We start from the raw sequence: 13,280 nt of genomic DNA, 5'->3' as shown, positions 1-13,280 counted from the left end.
GCTCAGCATCCACCTCGAACTGCCGATCAAACGCCGAGTAGTCAGTCAGCCGAGGCGGAACGGAGTGGTGCTGTGAACCGGTCCGCTGACGACGACGGATTCACCCTGATCGAGGTGATCGTCGCGATCGCGCTGATCAGCATCGTGCTCACCTCGATGACCGCGTTCTTCGTGCGCGGCCAGATCCTCGGCGACCACTACGCCGGGCGGCAGGACGCCGTCCGGCTGGCCACCGCCGCGCTGGCGCGCACCGACGGCCTCGGCGGCGACGGCGTGCTGACCGGGCGCGACCAGGGCGGTGTCCTAGCCCAGACGGTGGTCGCGGGCGTCGAGTCGTACCTGACCGACGGCGAGCAGATCTGGGACGACGACGCGCAGGCCGGCGACGGCGCCACCGCGGCCCTGCCGACCGTCCCGGTCCAGGTCACCGTGAACCAGGTCGCCTACACCGAGAGCTGGTACGTCCGGCGGTGCTGGCTGGCCACCTCCCGCAGCACCTGCAACCTGATCAACGCCACCGCGAGCGGCAAGATGGAGTTCTACCGGATCGTGGTCGCCGTGCAGTGGCGGGACCGGGGCTGCCCGGCCGGGCGCTGCTCCTACTTCCTGGCCACCCTGGTCAGCCCGGCCGACGACCCGATCTTCCCGCTGCCGCCGACGGCCGCCCCGTCGACCAGCGCGACGCCGTCCGCGTCCGCCTCGCCCAGCCCGTCGGTCTCGGCCACGCCGTCGGTGTCCCCGACCCCGTCCGTCTCGCCGACCCCGACGGTATCCCCCACCCCGTCGGTCTCGCCGACCCCGTCGGTGTCCCCGACCTCGTCGGGCGGCACCCCGGCGGCCATCTGGGTCAACCACACCAGCGGTTACGTCAACCCGGCCGCGATGTGGGTCTCCTCGGCCGGCCTGACCGTCAACGGCCTGGTGCACTCCAACTCCGACCTGCGCATCGAGGGCAGCAGCCTGGCCGTCTCACCCCGGATCGAGTACGTCACCGGCCAGTACGTCAGCGACAGCTCCCTGCCCGCCCCGGTCGCGGTGACCGCCACCACGTCGCCCAGCTGGGTCCGCGTGGTGTCCCAGTACGCGCCCGGCGGGAGCGCCGCCACCGCCGCCGGCGCCGGGTACTACGCCGTCCCGGCCAGCGCCTGCACCTCGGGCACCTGGACGTACGCGGCCGGGTCGGTGCCGGCCACCGCCACCGTGGTCTACGTGCCGTGCTCGGTGAACGTGACCACCAACGTCAGCCCGCTGCTGGTCGCCACCGGCACGATCACCGTCAACTCGGCCAGCGTGACGATCGGCAACAAGGCGAACCCGAAGTCGACCGGCCTGGTCAGCGGCTCCTCCGCGGTGCCGGCCATCCAGATCGCCGGCTCGTACGCGGTCGTCTACGGCAACGTGCAGGCGCTGGCCGGCGGGGTGCACCTGCTCGGCTCGTACAGCACCTTCCAGTGCGGGATCACCGCCGACACCGCGCAGATCCGCGGCTCCTCGATCACCATCACCACGGACAGCACGTGCTGACCGCCGGCGACGACACGGACGACCGGGGCTTCAGCCTGATCGACCTGATGGTGAGCATGTCGCTGATGGCGGTGTTCATGGCGATCTTCACGACCGGCATCGTGCAGATGTACCGCACCGCCGGCCGGGCCGAGGCCACCCAGGCCGTGCAGGGCAACCTCGACGTGGCGTTCGAGCGGCTCGACGACGAGGTCCGGTACGCCAAGGCGATCAGCAAGCCGGACACCGACGGCCACTGGGTGGAGTACCTCACCGTCGACGGCGCCGCGCAGACCTGCACCGGGCTGCGCCTGCAGGGCGGCCTGCTGCAACGCCGCACCTGGGCGAGCGGCGCCACACCGGGCAGCACCTGGAACACGCTGGCCTCCGGGGTCAGCGGGACGTTCACCGCGGGCAGCCGGGCCGACCAGCGCCAGCAGCTGACGGTCCAGCTGAGCGCCCGGTTCACCGCCGACGACGCCGCCCGCGAGACCTCGTTCCAGTTCACCGCCCTGAACTCGGACGCCACGGCGAGCAAGACCAACGACACCGTCTGCGCGGAAGGCCGGAACCAGTGACGAACGACCGGGACGACCGTGGCTCCCTGCCGATGGCGATGCTGATCGCGCTCGTCGGGCTGACGGTCAGCGGCCTGCTCGGCTCCGCCCTGATCGCTCAGGTGCGCAACGTCCGCCGGACCGCCGACCGCGGCCTCGGGCTCGCCTCCGCCGAGGCCGGCCTGCAGGTGGCGATGGGCTCGATCCGGGCGGCCGTCGGCATCGACGGCAAGGGCAGCCTGAGCCGGCTGCCGTGCGGGACGATCGAGGGCGCCATCTCCGGGGCGCCGGGCAGCTCGTACCGGGTCGAGGTGACCTACCGCAGCGCGACCGGGGCGGTGATGACCTGCCCGCCGACCACCACCCCGGCCACCGCCGTGGTGAACTCGCGGGTGGTCACCGACGGCTCGGCGGGTGGCACGGCCCTCGGCGGGACCACCAAGGCCCGGGTGCTGGAGGCCACCTACCCGTTCCGGGTGCCGGTCGCCCAGGTCCCGGCGGGGCTGGTCCGCAACTACCCGGACGGCACGCTGTGCATGGACGCCGTGCAGGAGCAGCCGTCGGCCGGCGACCCGGTGCTGATGACGACCTGCGACCCGCAACGGCCGCAGCGGCAGATGTTCGCGTACGTCAAGAGCATGGCCGTCGCCCATCCCCGGTCGAACCAGTCCACCGGTACCGACATGTGCCTGGACGCCACCAAGCCGGCGAGCGGCACCTTCAGCTACGTCACCTTCCAGCCGTGCGCCGTGGCGCTGGACGACACCACCACCCAGTCGCCGATCCGCCAGCTCTGGAGCCTGCACGCCAGCTACGCGGCGTTCGCCGGCACCGACGACGGCAAGACCCTCAACGGCTGGTGCGTCGTGCAGCAGAACCCCGGCGCGTCCGGCACCCGGCTGATCTACACCACCTGCCCGAACGCGCCGGCCAATCCGTACAACGCCGCGGACTCGATGGCGCTGGAGCCGAGCGTCGGCGCGGGCGCGGCCGGGGAGAGCACCGGGCAGCTGGTGAACTACAAGCAGTTCGGCCGCTGCCTGGACGTGACCGAGGGCAAGGTCGACTACGAGTACCTGATCGCCTGGCCGTGCACCGCGAACCCGGATCCGGCCGGCATCTCCTGGAACGAGCGCTGGACGCTGCCCGCGGTGACCAACACCAAGACCGGCGGCATCGGCCAGGTCACCACCGTCTCGGGCAAGAAGAACACGACCGGTTACGGCAAGACGTTCTGCCTGCGCAGCCCGCTCTCCACCGACACCGGCAAGTTCGTCACGACGACCCTGTGCAGCGGCGCGGCCGCCGCCGAGGTGACCTGGACCCGGTACCTCGCGAACAAGAACAGCACCAAGGCGTACACCCTGGTCGACTCGGCCGGGAACTGCCTGCAGCCCAGCGAGACGGAGCTCTACACCCGGGCCGGCGACAAGATCGGCGCGCTGAAGGTGGCCAAGTGCGACGGCGCCAACCTGTTGCAGAAGTGGAACGCGGTGATCGCGGCCGGCACCGGCCTCACCAACGTCCAGGAACGCTAGAGGACCGGGTTGACCCGCTGCCGGGGCACGCCGGCCGCGGTGAGACGGTCGGTCACCGCGCCGCTCGGGCTGCGCACCACGACCAGCACCTGGTGCTCGTCGCCCAGCACGCAGGCGGCGGCCACCGAACCGACGTGAAACGGGTCCGGCTCCGGCAGGTCACAGAGATCCACGATCAGCACCATCGGCCGGACCCGGCGCAGCAGGTGCACCAGCGCGAGGCGCAGCTCGGCGCCGCAGACCGAGTCACCGGCCCCGTGCGGGCAAATGACCACGCTGCCGTCGTCGGCGGTACTGATGTCCAGGACAGAACCAAGCATCGGAGCACCCTCCGTTACCTTGCGTTCAACCGCCGGACCACCATACGACCCATCACACCCTCCCGTCGATCACCCGGCACGGTCTCGTCCAGGCCTATTTCACCCTGGCCACGCTCCGCATCCGCCCCCTTACCCAGATCCGCTGACGGCCGGGTGAACACCCGCGGAACACCTCCCCCGGATGATCACCGTGCGTGAGCGTGGGGGACGATCGGGGGATGGACGAGCAGCGGATCGGCGTGACCGGAGCGAGCGGGCAACTCGGCGGGCGGGTGGCGAGGCGGCTGGCGGCTCGGGGCGTACCTCAGAAATTGCTGGTGCGGGATCCGGCGCGAGCGCCGCGCCTGCCGCAAGCGGTCACCGGCCTCGCGCCCTTTCACGACGGCGAGGCCTGCCGGGCGGCGCTGGCCGGGCTGCGGACCGTGCTGATGGTGTCGGCGTCGGAGACGCCGGACCGGGTCGAGCAGCACCGCACGTTCGTCGACGCGGCGGCGGCCGCCGGGGTCGAGCACCTGGTGTACATCTCGTTCTACGGCGCGGCGCCGGACGCCACCTTCACCCTGGCCCGCGACCACTGGGCCACCGAGGAGCACATCCGGTCGCGCGGGCTCGCCGCGACGTTCCTGCGGGACAACCTGTACGCCGACTTCCTGCCGATGCTGGCCGGCGCGGACGGTGTGATCCGCGGCCCGGCCGGTGACGGGCGGGTCGCGGCGGTCGCCCAGGACGACATCGCCGACGCCGCGGTCGCGGTGCTGACCGACCCGGCCGCGCACGCCGGGCGGACCTACGCGCTGACCGGGCCGGAGGCGCTCACCCTGGCCGAGATCGCCACCGTCGTCGGTGCGCGGTATCACCCGGAGACGATCGAGGAGGCGTACGCGTCGCGGGCGTCCTACGGGGCGCCGCGATGGCAGCTCGACGCGTGGGTGTCGACCTACACCGCGATCGCCGCCGGGGAACTGGCCGGCGTCACGACCGACATCGCCGGCCTCACCGGGCACCCGGCGACGTCGGTCGCCGCTCTGCTGGCGCGGTCCGCTAGTTCTCGATGATCAGGCCGGCCCGCTCACGGATCGGCTCGGCCGCGTAGAACGCGTCCTCGTGCCGCGCCCAGCTGTCCCAATGCGGGGCATAGGTCTCCCCGTCCCGGGCCAGGGCGCGCCGCTTGCGGACCGCTGCGGGGCTGGTCAACCAGACCACCCCACTGAGGTACGCCGGGAGCGCCCCCGCGCCCACCCCCTCCACGACCAGCCACTCCGCGTCCGGCACCCGGTGTTCCTCGGCATACTCCCCGGCGGCCCAGTCCCACCGCCGCCAGATCGCCGGGCGTCCCGCGGCGAGCGGCGCGAGCACCCAGTCGCGTAGTGCCTCGACGCCCCGCTCCAGCCCGTCCCAGCCGGCGTAAAGGTCATCCATCCTGATCAGCGGCGCGGCCAGCCGTCCGGCCACCGCCGCGGCCAGGCTGCTCTTGCCGGACCCGGACCGGCCCTCGACCGCGAGCACCCGGCGGTCCCCCGCGGACGGCCCCCGGCCCGCCGCCCACGCGACGACGCGACCGGCCGCGACCGTCGGCCACGAATCGCCTTTCCCACGGCTTTCCTGGCTCATCGTCCTCATTTTCGCACGGCGGACCAGTGAGCAATATCGCGCCGTTGTCGCGGCGGAATCACAGGCCCCGCACAACGAGAAAGGCGACATTCGAGGCAACCGGAAGGGCAAATGAGCACGGTGCGGGAACGTCCGATCACGGCGCGCATTTCTTCACCCTTTCGGAGGAGTTCCGGTCCCCCGTTCCAACAATTCCGTCCGTGAGAAACGGCTACGTAGCGTCTAGCCGCCCACCCCCGTCCGCATGACTGCGCCGCTTGCAGTTGACTGAGGAGCAGCCAGCTTGGAGCCCTTCGGCAGTCCCGCCGTCAGCATCGTCATCCCCACCCATACCGAACGGCGGTGGGCGTCGCTGTCCCGGACCATCAGGTCGGCACAGCGGCAGACCCATCCGGCCGGGGAGATCGTGGTCGTGGTGGACCACAACCCGGCCATGGCGACCCGGGTCCGGCACGAGTTCCCCGGGATCACGGTGCTGGAGAACGCGTACGCCCGGGGCGCCTCCGGCAACCGGAACACCGGCGCGTTCCACACGCGTACCCCGCTGATCGCCTTCCTGGACGACGACACCGTGGCCGCGCCCACCTGGTTGCAGGGCCTGATCCCGCCGTTCCGGGACCCGCGGGTGGTCGGCGCCGGCGGCGGCATCATCCCGAACTGGGAGGGGCGCCGCCCGCGCTGGTGGCCGGACGAGCTGCTCTGGGCGGTCGGGGTGTCGTACACCGGGATGCCGACGACCACGGCGCCGATCCGCAACGTCTGGTCGGCCAGCATGATCGTGCGCCGCGACGCGTTCCTGGCGGTCGGCGGATTCCGCACCGGTTTCGGCAAGCTCGGCGACCAGAACCGGCCCGAGGACACCGAACTGTGCCTGCGGATGAGCGCGGTGAACGGCGGGCACTGGATGTACGTCCCGGACGCGGTGATCGACCACGAGGTGCCGATGTCCCGGTCGACCTTCAGGTTCCTGATGTCGCGCTGCTACCACGAGGGCCGCGGCAAGGTGCAGATGGCCGGGCTGATGCCGAAGGACCAGAAGCTCGGCGCCGAGGCCGACTACCTGAAGCGCACGCTGCCGCGGGCGTTCGGGCGGGGCCTGCTGGACGCGCTGATGGGGCGGGGCGGCTTCCACGCGCTGCGTGCCGTGACGGTCATCGCCGCGGTACTCGCCGCGGCCTGGGGCGGCGGCGTGGAGACACTCGCCGGAGTGCTGGAGCCGACCGCCGACTGATCCCGGTGGCGCCTGGTCAGCCGGTGGCGCCTGGTCAGGACGCCTGGTCGACCGCGGTGTCCGCCAGCCAGACGTCGGCCAGGTCGCTGAGCGGAACGCCGAGCGCCTGACTGAGGCAGACCACCGTGCCGAACGCCGGCGCGGGCAGCCGGCCGCCCTCGATCTTGCGCAGCGTCTCGGGGGAGATGCCGGCCGCCACCGCCACCTCGACGAGGCTGCGGCCGGATCGCGCGACCCGCAGCGCGGCCCCGAGGCGCCGGCCCGCGGCGATCTGTGCGGGGGTGAGCGGTTGGCGAACCATGCCAGCAGGATATCCCCCGATCCGCCCGTGGTATAAAAATACCGCACCGGAGAGGGAGGCTGTCGTGATCGAGCTCAAGTCCGCCGCGGAGATCGCCCGGATGGCGGTGACCGGCCAGTTCGTCGGCGAGTTGCTCGCCGAGCTGAGCGAGGTCGCGGCGGTCGGCGTCAACCTGATGGACGTGGAGCACCACGCCCGCCGCCGGATCAAGGAGCGCGGCGCCGAGTCCTGCTACTGGGACTACGCCCCGTCGTTCGGCCGCGGCCCGTTCCGCAACGTGCTGTGCCTGTCGGTCAACGACGCGGTGCTGCACGGCCTGCCGCACGACTACGTGCTGCGCGACGGCGACCTGGTCAGCATCGACATGGCGGTCAGCATCGACGGCTGGGTCGCCGACTCGGCGCTCTCGGTGATCGTCGGCGAGCCCGACCCGGCCGACCTGAAGCTGATCGAGGCCACCGAGGTCGCCCTGGCGGCCGGCATCGCCGCGGCCCAGCCCGGCGGCCGGATGGGCGACATCTCGGCCGCGATCGGTGAGGTCGCCCACTCCTACGGCTACGGGGTCAACGGCGAGTTCGGCGGCCACGGCATCGGCCGGACCATGCACGAGGCCCCGCACGTGGCGAACAGTGGCCGCCCGCGCCGCGGCATGAAGCTCGACCCGGGCCTGACGATCGCCATCGAGCCGTGGTTCTGCAAGACCACCGACAAGATCAAGTTCGACGACGACGGCTGGACGATCCGCTCGGCGGACGGCTCCCGGACCGCCCACTCCGAGCACACCGTCGCCATCACCGAGTCGGGTCCGCGGATCCTGACCGGCCGCCCCTAACTTGCCGGGAGACTCATGACGCTCTGTGGCAGATCCGGGGTATGAAGCGACCATCGCAGCCGGGCATGGTCTCGACAGTCACTGATGACCTTTGGATTCCGCTGGCTGTCCCGCGCCTGGGCAGTCCTCGGGCGGGGCATAGGCACGGATGGTGCCGTTGTGCCGGGCGACCTTTCCGTCGGCGGTGAGGGCCACGAGACGTTTGCAGACGGGGCAATGGTCTCGCTGTTGCCGCGATCGTTGAGTCACCCTGACTCCTCCGGCTAGGCCGTTGTAGGTCGTGGGCTCAACCGCCGGACCATGACCGCCATCGTGCCGTATCGAGGCCAGACAACCGCGAAGGCTTCGTTACGAGGGTGACTCCGTGACGCGGCTCGGGCGTCCGCTCGGCGACAGATCCGTAAGTTGGCGCAGGGCATGTCGACGCGGGGTCACGCCTCAGCGTTGCGGATCTCCTCAAAGGTGCCGTCGGACTTCATGCGGTAACGGCGTGGCGGTCCCATCTGTTGCAGTAGCCGCTTCATCGTGGCCTCGCGCTCCGCCTGTTCCCGGCCTGTCGGGTCAGCGACGCGGAATCCCCGCAACGGAACTTCGTACGGATCGACATCGCCCGGGTCGGGAAGACCCTCCAAGACGAAGCCGAACAACGCCCGCAACGCGTCCTCACCCAGCTCCAACGGGTGAAACGACAGCGGATACGGATCTCCTGACAACGTCGACTCGACAGGCCGCTCGCCCGCCCAATACGGCCGCTCAAAGTCATACGGCTCGCCGATGTCCTCCACGATGCCGCCATCCGGAGAAAGACTCAGCGAGCGGACCAGCGAACCGTTCTCCCACACCGCGAAGCACAGCCAATCAGAGACCGAGTGCATCCCGTGCATGATGATCCGACGGCCATCGCCAGCACGAAGCAGCCGAGACGGCAGCTGCGACGGGCGGTCACAGACGAGGCGGCGATCGCAGAACAACTCCGCCCCGGCCAGCACCGTCGCGTAGCTGGTGTCATCCGGCGGGTACGTATCGTCCCCCAGCACGCCGTCGGCGATCGGTGTCACGTCGTAGCCGGGGTGTATTCCGCGCACCAGCGCAAGGACCTCGGCGGGGTCGGCGTCAACCGCTTCCCGCAGCGCCGGGCGTAGATCGCCCTTGGTGAAAGCAAGCAGTGCGGTTTTCGCGCCCATCGAACCCTTCGCCTCCCACGGAGATGATCACGCAGCCTACGGCCAGCCGGCCTCCTCAGGCGTGGAGGACTGAACGCACTCTCTCGGCAGATCCGTGCGATCGATGTGTTGGCGGAGTTCCGTGAGCAGCTCTACCGACGCATGACCCGCCGCGCGGCCTGGGTTGACCATGACGGTCCGTTGCCGATCATCGCCGGCACGGTCGTCCGGCTCACCGTCGAGCACCTGCCCAGCCGCGACGAGCCGAAGCCGCTCGGGCCGTGGTGGTCCAGGATCGACGCCACCGATGCTGATGTCGACCGGTACTGGCAAATGCGGGCGAGGTCAGGAAACAGGCCTCAGGCTCGCTCCAGCCGCACGATCACCCACTTCGACGTGGGCGTGCCGCTCTCCTCGGCCTGCGAGTCGAGCGGGACCAGCGGGTTGGTCTCCGGGTAGTAGGCGGCCACGCACCCTTTCGGAGTGTCGTACTCGACCAGCCGGAACCGGTCGGCGCGCCGCTCCCCGTCCGCCCACTCGGAGATCAGGTCGACCAGGTCGCCGTCGGCGAAGCCGAGCTCGGCCAGGTCGGCGGCGCTGATGAAGACCACCCGACGGCCGGACCGAATCCCCCGGTACCGGTCGTCGAGTCCGTAGATCGTGGTGTTGAACTGGTCGTGGCTGCGCAGGGTCTGGAGCACCAGCCGGCCCTCCGGCACGGTCAGCACCTCGAGCGGGCTGACCGTGAAGACCGCCTTGCCCTCCCGGGTCGGGAAGGTCCGCGAGTCCCGCGGCGGGTGCGGCATGGTGAACCCGCCGTTGTCCACCCTGGTCGCGTAGTCGTCGCAGCCCGGCACCACCTTGCCGATCCGCTCCCGGATCCGGCCGTAGTCCGCGGCGAACTCGTCCCACGGGATCTGGTGCCGGTCGCCCAGCGCGGCCGCCGCGATCGAGCAGACGATGTCCACCTCGGAACGCAGCAGCGGCCCGGCCGGCTCGGAGCGGCCACGGGAGGCGTGCACCGCGGACATCGAGTCCTCCACGGTGACCCGCTGCACCCGGCCGCCGGTCAGGTCCCGCTCGGTCCGGCCCAGGGTGGGCAGGATCAGGGCGGTCCGCCCGGCGTCCAGGTGGCTGCGGTTGAGCTTGGTGGAGATCTGCACGGTCAGTTCGGCGTTGCGCATCGCGGCCGCGGTCACCTCGGTGTCCGACATGGCGGCCACGAAGTTGCCGCCCAGCGCGACGAAGACCTTGGCCCGGCCGTCCCGGAACGCCCGGACCGCGTCGGCGGCGTCCACCCCGTGCTCGCGGGGCGGCTCGAAGCCGAACTCGTCGCGCAGCCGGTCCAGGAACAGCGCCGGCGGTTTCTCCCAGATGCCCATGCTCCGGTCGCCCTGCACGTTCGAGTGCCCGCGGACCGGGCAGAGACCGGCGCCCGGCTTGCCGATCATGCCCTGGAGCAGGGCGACGTTGACGAACTCCTTGATCGTGGCGACCGCGTTGCGGTGCTGGGTGATGCCCATCGCCCAGCAGTGCACGATCCGTCGCGACGAGGCGAGCATGTCGGCCGCGGCCTCGATCTCACTCCACTCCAGCCCGGTGGCGGCCAGCACGGCCTCCCGGTCGACCCGCGCGACGTGCGCGGCCCAGGCGTCGAAGCCGACCGTGGACGACGCGATGAACTCCCGGTCGGCCACGCCACGCTCCAGCAGCAGGCTGCCGATCGCCTGCCAGAGGGCCAGGTCGCCGTTGGAGCGGATGCGCAGCAGGCGGTCGGCCAGGCCGGTGCCCTTGCCGACCAGGCCGCGCGCCTTCTGCGGGTTGTCGAAGCGCAGCAGGCCGGCCTCGGGCAGCGGGTTGATCGCCAGAATCCTCGCGCCGTCCCGCTTGGCGATCTCCAGCGCGGTCAGCATCCGCGGGTGGTTGGTGCCCGGGTTCTGCCCGGAGACCACGATCAGGTCGGCCTGGTGCAGGTCGTCCAGGGTGACCGAGCCCTTGCCGACGCCGATGGTGCGCATCAGCGCGGTGCCGGTGGACTCGTGGCACATGTTCGAGCAGTCGGGCAGATTGTTGGTGCCCAGGGCCCGGGCGAGGAGCTGATAGACGAACGCGGCCTCGTTGCTGGCCCGGCCCGAGGTGTAAAAAACGGCCTCATCCGGATTTTTCAGCTTTTTCATCTCGGCGCCGATCACCGCGAACGCTTCGTCCCAGGAGATCGGCTCGTAGTGCGTGCCACCCGCGCGCCGGACCATCGGGTGCGTGAGCCGACCCTGTTTCTCCAGCCAGTGATCGGTCCGGCCGGACAGCTCGGCGATCGAGTGGGCGGCGAAGAACTCCGGCCCGACGGTGGACCGGGTGCCCTCCCAGGAGACCGCCTTGGCCCCGTTCTCACAGAACTCGGCGGTGTGCCGGTGGCCCTGTGGGTCCGGCCACGCGCAGCTCATGCAGTCGACGCCGTCGTGCTGGTTGAGCGTGCGCAGATTACGGACCGACTTGCGGACGCCCATCTGCCGCACGGCGTTGGTAAGGCTGAGCCGGACGGCCTGGAGCCCCGCGGCATGGTCGGCCGGCGGACCCACCCGCAACCGGCGCTCTTCGTCATCGATCGGCGACACCCGGCCAGTCTGCCCTCCACCCTCCGCCCGGCGTCCGGCGGGATCGGCGGACTAATACCGCTGCGCCGCGCGGACCGGGATGTCGACGCTGTTCGTGACGACATCCGTGACTACGTCGATCAACGCTGGGCTGATGCGGCTCGCACGAAGGCCGCGGCTACAGGTGGCAGCCGGGCTGCCTGTGCGGGGGACGGTCAACGGTCCAGGGGTACGGCGATGCCGGCGGCGTGCCGCGGATTCTCGGCCTCGTCGAGCATGGCGGCGGCAACCGTGGCGCGGCTGACGCGGGCGGGAAAGAGCCGCCGCGGAACGCTGTCCAGGGCGACCGTTCGCCGCGCCGGGCTCAGCGGCCCGTTCCCCAGCGGCCCGGCGTGGAAGACCGTGCCGCCCGCATCATGGATGGTTTCGTCCGCGGTGACCTTGTCGTCCAGGTCGCCGAGCATCCGCAACAGGGTGCGGGTGAGCGCCCCGGCCGCCCGCCCCGAGCGCCCGGTGCCGAACGCGCCCAGCCAGACGATCCGAGCCGGCCCGGCGGCCACCACGGCCCGCGCGCCGGCGGTCAGCACCCCCGGCTTGTCGCCTTTGGCGACGCCGAGACCGGACACCACGATGGCCCGCCCACTCAGGGCCGAGGCGATGCCGGCCGGGTCGCGCACATCGGCGGCGACCCGGATCAGCCGCGGCGAGTCCGGGACGGCGATGCGCTGCGGGGACCGGGCGATCGCCACCACCGTGTGGCCCCGGTCGAGGGCCTGCCGCGTCAGCTCGAGCCCGGTCGCGCCGGTCGCGCCCAGCACGGTGATCTCCATCCCGGTCATCGCAGCGGCCGCAGCACGTCGAGGGCGGCGCCGTGCACTCCGGGCGCGGCGGCCAGATAGCCGTCGCTGGTCACCTGCCACGGCTCGCCGTCCAGCCCGGTGACGACACCGCCGGCTTCCTGGACGAGCAGCACCGGCGCGATGTGCGAGCGCAGGTTGTCGAACTGCCAGTGCAGGTCCATCCGCCCGGCGGCGACCTGCGCGAGCTGGTGGCCGACCGGGACGGACGCCCGTACGTACAGTGCATGGCGCATCATCGTGGCGACGGCGGCGCCGGCGCGTTCGGCGGTGGCCGCGTCCCGGCCGGGTTGGGCCTGACCGGTTCCGGTCAGCGCCAGCGTGAGGTCGGTCTTCCGGGAGACCCGCAGCGGTACGCCGTTCACCCACGCCCCGGCGCCCGCGATCGCGGTGAACGTCTCGCCGGCGACGGGTGCGTGCAGCACGGCGAGCACCGGGCGGCCGTCGCGGACCAGGCTGACGCCGACGTTCCAGTCGGGCATGCCCTGCACCGCGTTCATGTTGCCGCCGACCGGGTCGACCACCCACCAGTCGCCGGACGGCATCGGCCCGGAGCCGTGCTCGTCGGAGGTCCACTGTGATCCGGGGAGGGCGTCGAGCAGCGCCGGCCGCAGGCTCGCGGTGACGGCGTCGTCGTTGGCGCGCAGGGCGGCGAACAGCTCGCTGGTGGTGACCGGGGTCTGCTCGGGGCGGGTGACGAGGCCGGCGGCCTGTCGCACGGCGGCGGTCGCGACGGCCAGGAGTTGCTGGTTCGAGGTCATGCGTCAAAGCCT

The 13,280-nt window shown here is 71.5% G+C and carries 13 protein-coding genes; 6 read left to right on the top strand and 7 right to left on the bottom strand.

Annotation, left to right across the window (positions count from 1 at the left end; all coding sequences use genetic code 11):
* Window positions 1–72: 72 nt before the first annotated feature.
* From Aiant_RS31565 to Aiant_RS31555, 3 genes are read left to right on the top strand one after another with little or no spacing between them, the layout of a single operon-like run.
* Window positions 73–1,524, top strand: a complete 1,452-nt coding sequence (locus Aiant_RS31565; RefSeq protein WP_189333721.1) for a type IV pilus modification PilV family protein — start codon at window positions 73–75, stop codon at window positions 1,522–1,524.
* Complete coding sequence (locus Aiant_RS31560) at window positions 1,518–2,081, top strand: PulJ/GspJ family protein (RefSeq protein ID WP_189333722.1); 564 nt, start codon at window positions 1,518–1,520, stop codon at window positions 2,079–2,081. Before Aiant_RS31565 ends, Aiant_RS31560 begins: the two co-directional genes overlap by 7 nt.
* The gene (locus Aiant_RS31555) at window positions 2,078–3,598 is read left to right on the top strand and encodes an RICIN domain-containing protein (protein WP_189333723.1); all 1,521 of its coding nucleotides are present in this window, start codon (window positions 2,078–2,080) and stop codon (window positions 3,596–3,598) included. Before Aiant_RS31560 ends, Aiant_RS31555 begins: the two co-directional genes overlap by 4 nt.
* Here Aiant_RS31555 and Aiant_RS31550 read toward each other — a convergent pair.
* Window positions 3,595–3,918, bottom strand: coding sequence for a hypothetical protein (locus tag Aiant_RS31550; RefSeq protein WP_229830781.1), 324 nt, complete (start codon window positions 3,916–3,918; stop codon window positions 3,595–3,597). The two genes, Aiant_RS31555 and Aiant_RS31550, sit on opposite strands and share 4 nt — an antisense overlap.
* Before the next feature lie 194 nt (window positions 3,919–4,112).
* Here Aiant_RS31550 and Aiant_RS31545 point away from each other — a divergent pair, with 194 nt between their 5' ends.
* Entirely contained in the window at window positions 4,113–4,973 is an 861-nt protein-coding gene (locus tag Aiant_RS31545) for an SDR family oxidoreductase (RefSeq protein WP_229830782.1), read from the top strand.
* Here the strand turns inward: Aiant_RS31545 and Aiant_RS31540 are convergent.
* Complete coding sequence (locus Aiant_RS31540; RefSeq protein WP_189333724.1) at window positions 4,960–5,529, bottom strand: nucleoside/nucleotide kinase family protein; 570 nt, start codon at window positions 5,527–5,529, stop codon at window positions 4,960–4,962. The genes Aiant_RS31545 and Aiant_RS31540 overlap by 14 nt on opposite strands.
* A gap of 283 nt (window positions 5,530–5,812) precedes the next feature.
* Between Aiant_RS31540 and Aiant_RS31535 the strand changes: the two genes are divergently transcribed.
* On the top strand, window positions 5,813–6,760 hold the full coding sequence (locus Aiant_RS31535) for a glycosyltransferase family 2 protein (protein WP_189333725.1): 948 nt from the start codon (window positions 5,813–5,815) through the stop codon (window positions 6,758–6,760).
* A 34-nt stretch (window positions 6,761–6,794) separates the two neighbouring features.
* On the opposite strand, the gene Aiant_RS31530 is transcribed toward Aiant_RS31535, so the two are convergent.
* Window positions 6,795–7,061: a helix-turn-helix domain-containing protein gene (locus tag Aiant_RS31530; RefSeq protein WP_189333726.1), complete on the bottom strand. Its 267-nt coding sequence runs from the start codon at window positions 7,059–7,061 to the stop codon at window positions 6,795–6,797.
* Window positions 7,062–7,125: 64 nt separating this feature from the next.
* Here Aiant_RS31530 and map point away from each other — a divergent pair, with 64 nt between their 5' ends.
* Window positions 7,126–7,893, top strand: coding sequence for a type I methionyl aminopeptidase (map, locus tag Aiant_RS31525; RefSeq protein ID WP_189333727.1), 768 nt, complete (start codon window positions 7,126–7,128; stop codon window positions 7,891–7,893).
* Window positions 7,894–8,324: 431 nt separating this feature from the next.
* Here the strand turns inward: map and Aiant_RS31520 are convergent, their stop codons facing one another.
* From Aiant_RS31520 to Aiant_RS31505, 4 genes are all read right to left on the bottom strand, one after another.
* Window positions 8,325–9,077 carry a DUF6928 family protein gene (locus Aiant_RS31520; RefSeq protein ID WP_189333728.1) on the bottom strand — a complete coding sequence of 251 codons (753 nt, stop codon included), beginning with the start codon at window positions 9,075–9,077 and terminating at the stop codon, window positions 8,325–8,327.
* Window positions 9,078–9,415: 338 nt separating this feature from the next.
* Window positions 9,416–11,671 carry an FdhF/YdeP family oxidoreductase gene (locus Aiant_RS31515; RefSeq protein WP_189333729.1) on the bottom strand — a complete coding sequence of 752 codons (2,256 nt, stop codon included), beginning with the start codon at window positions 11,669–11,671 and terminating at the stop codon, window positions 9,416–9,418.
* A gap of 194 nt (window positions 11,672–11,865) precedes the next feature.
* Entirely contained in the window at window positions 11,866–12,480 is a 615-nt protein-coding gene (locus Aiant_RS31510) for an NAD(P)-dependent oxidoreductase (RefSeq protein ID WP_189333730.1), read from the bottom strand.
* Between the two features lie 5 nt (window positions 12,481–12,485).
* On the bottom strand, window positions 12,486–13,268 hold the full coding sequence (locus tag Aiant_RS31505; protein ID WP_189333731.1) for an inositol monophosphatase family protein: 783 nt from the start codon (window positions 13,266–13,268) through the stop codon (window positions 12,486–12,488).
* Between the last annotated feature and the right edge of the window lie 12 nt (window positions 13,269–13,280).

The organism is Actinoplanes ianthinogenes, assembly GCF_018324205.1.
GTDB classification, from domain to species: Bacteria; Actinomycetota; Actinomycetes; order Mycobacteriales; family Micromonosporaceae; genus Actinoplanes; species Actinoplanes ianthinogenes.
The sequence above is the reverse complement of the archived record's forward strand: the minus strand, read 5'-3'. Positions and strand labels throughout refer to the sequence as shown.

What these genes read in the sequence shown, in the direction of transcription:
- Aiant_RS31550 (WP_229830781.1), bottom strand. Translation starts at nt 3,918, where the DNA reads ATGCTTGGTTCTGTCCTGGACATCAGTACCGCCGACGACGGCAGCGTG.
- Aiant_RS31520 (WP_189333728.1), bottom strand. Translation starts at nt 9,077, where the DNA reads ATGGGCGCGAAAACCGCACTGCTTGCTTTCACCAAGGGCGATCTACGC.
- Aiant_RS31540 (WP_189333724.1), bottom strand. Translation starts at nt 5,529, where the DNA reads ATGAGCCAGGAAAGCCGTGGGAAAGGCGATTCGTGGCCGACGGTCGCG.
- Aiant_RS31530 (WP_189333726.1), bottom strand. Translation starts at nt 7,061, where the DNA reads ATGGTTCGCCAACCGCTCACCCCCGCACAGATCGCCGCGGGCCGGCGC.
- Aiant_RS31510 (WP_189333730.1), bottom strand. Translation starts at nt 12,480, where the DNA reads ATGGAGATCACCGTGCTGGGCGCGACCGGCGCGACCGGGCTCGAGCTG.
- Aiant_RS31505 (WP_189333731.1), bottom strand. Translation starts at nt 13,268, where the DNA reads ATGACCTCGAACCAGCAACTCCTGGCCGTCGCGACCGCCGCCGTGCGA.